Consider the following 2,252-nt stretch of genomic DNA (forward strand, 5'->3'; position numbering starts at 1 on the left):
CTGTTTCTTCTTTTGCTCGAAGGCCAGGGAGGCGAAGGTGGCTTGCTTCATGGGAGTACGATGCTTTATGGCTTTAGTAGTATTTTACCGGCTCTGAATTGATCAGAGCTTCCTTAATGATGCCCGTGGGGCTGAGTTGATGGAAAAATAGTAGAAATACAAATATATTTTTCCCAGCAAACACGCGGGTTTTCAAGTTATTTTTCATAATGTGAAATGAAAATGTCTGTTTTCTCAAACTTGATGCCTAAATAGATTAGACAGTGGAATTAATCCGGATAATCACCTAAAGTTCTAAATTATTTTGTCGTAACAGCAGTGCAAGCAATAACGCTTGTAAATTTGAATAGTAGTAAATTAGCCGAAAGGGCAAAACGAAAAACCGATAAACGTAATGTTGACATAGCAGTCAAAAATACATAGCCGGTTTTCCGTTTTGGAAAATGCGGCTTTTTTTACGTCTAATGGGAGTGAAAATGAAAAATAAACAAATTACTGAGGCGCTGGAGAACATCAACGAAAACCTTAACCAACTACCTGTAACGCGCAGTGTAACTTTTAGTGTCGATGCGTTTGATGTTATCAAAACAATCCAGCGCATGATGATGGCGGAAACAAACAAAGACATTAGCGTCAACCGCGTTTTTTCGCTCGTGATCTGTCATTACGGAAAAATTATCAAGGAGGGCAGTCTATGAGTTTCATTAAAAAATATCGTTTGATGCTGGTTGTGTTGGTTATGGTCCCGATTACATTCAGTGGGATCATCCACATTCTTAGTATTTTTAGTAAGTAATTTTTAACAACACAGGCAAGCTCAATAGGAGAAAGGCAAAAAAATCTAAAGGAAAAACCTATGAGTATTAATAAAACACGTGCAGTAACGAAGGAAATTCCGAGTCAAATAGAACTTCGGAGATTATTCGATTGCTCTGATGGAAAATTGTTTTGGAAAGTATCACGACAAAAAATTAATATTGGAGACGTTGCCGGGAGTCTCAAGAAAACTGGTTATACAACCGTAACGATTGATAGAAAGATTTACAGACTTCATCGACTAATCTACCAATTTCACAAAGGAGACTTGTCCGCTGATGTGGTGGTGGATCATATCGATGGGAATCCGGCTAATAATCGAATTGAAAATCTTCAGGTTGTCAGTCAGAAGCAAAATCTTCAAAAGATAACTAAACATTCAAATAATACTTCTGGCTTAGTTGGTGTGTGTTGGCACAAAAAATCAAACAAGTGGCGTGCAAGCTACATAGACTCTAACGGGAAATTTAAACACATAGGCTATTACACAAACAAATATCAGGCATGCCACGAAAGATGCAAAAAGGTCTTATCTGTTGTAGGTGAAAGATTTTACGTTGAACATAGCCTTTCAACTGAAGATAGAGATGCTTATAACGATTGGCTGATTGCCGAAAGTGAAAGAAATGACGATTTTTTACTGGCAGCTTAAAAATAAATAAGGTCTGGATACGCGAATATCCAGACCCAAATCAACCCACTCACAAGGAGAAAAACTTAATAGGACTATTTAGGCGATGAATAATAAGAAAAATTATAAACCAAATTTTGTGGACAAGAGGGTCAGAGAAAGAATAGAAAAAGCACTATTCGGGACAGTGGTAAATCTATCTCTAAAGAAGTCTAAGCCATGGTCACACGAAGCTATAAAATACTTCTACGGGAAAAACGATCTTGGAAATTGGCTTAGAGAGAATCTTTTAATCTGCACTGATGATTTGTATGTGCCAGATACAACAAAGCTAAAGGAATGGACCTATGACCCTGCTGTTTATACCTACTTAAGGAAGGTGCTAAGGGGTGATCGAGTGCCAAGCTTTGAAACCTACATCAAGAAGAATCCCAAGAGGGTAATGTATGAGACTAAGAAGGATGTTGTATTTGACAACACGCTTATCAATGAACTGGTGATGAGAAGTTACGGCAAGGAACTAAAGGCAATGGAATTTGATTATAACGACAAGAGTCAACGTCTATGGCATCCACTCCAGAATATCAAGAAGATCCACAAGAAGACCATTTTTGCACGGCATGGGCTGCTATATAACTATGACGTTGAGGCTTGTGCACCTACCGTGCTGCTACAGCTTGCCAAGCATCGAGGATTAGATGTCTATACGCCAGCAATGGATTTGATGCTGTCCGAGAAGAAGAAGGTTAGACAGTATCTTGCGGACTCCATAGGGGTGGATATCAAGGGAACCCCTGATCAATTG

The 2,252-nt window shown here is 38.7% G+C and carries 3 protein-coding genes; all 3 read left to right on the top strand.

Going from position 1 to position 2,252, the window contains the following annotated elements; all coding sequences use genetic code 11:
* Nucleotides 1–476 precede the first annotated feature (476 nt).
* The gene (locus ETQ85_RS25790; RefSeq protein ID WP_148581838.1) at nt 477–698 is read left to right on the top strand and encodes a hypothetical protein; all 222 of its coding nucleotides are present in this window, start codon (nt 477–479) and stop codon (nt 696–698) included.
* A 158-nt stretch (nt 699–856) separates the two neighbouring features.
* Nucleotides 857–1,468 (top strand): HNH endonuclease signature motif containing protein, encoded by a 612-nt coding sequence (locus ETQ85_RS25795; RefSeq protein ID WP_148581839.1) that lies wholly within the window; start codon nt 857–859, stop codon nt 1,466–1,468.
* Nucleotides 1,469–1,553: 85 nt separating this feature from the next.
* Nucleotides 1,554–2,252: hypothetical protein (locus ETQ85_RS25800; protein ID WP_148581840.1), on the top strand; the 699-nt coding region annotated here is incomplete at its 3' end.

The organism is Zoogloea oleivorans (assembly GCF_008107625.1).
Classification (GTDB): domain Bacteria; phylum Pseudomonadota; class Gammaproteobacteria; order Burkholderiales; family Rhodocyclaceae; genus Zoogloea; species Zoogloea oleivorans.

Bases quoted from the DNA above. Each gene is read 5' to 3' on its own strand.
- ETQ85_RS25790 (WP_148581838.1), top strand. From the start codon at position 477: ATGAAAAATAAACAAATTACTGAGGCGCTGGAGAACATCAACGAAAAC.
- ETQ85_RS25795 (WP_148581839.1), top strand. From the start codon at position 857: ATGAGTATTAATAAAACACGTGCAGTAACGAAGGAAATTCCGAGTCAA.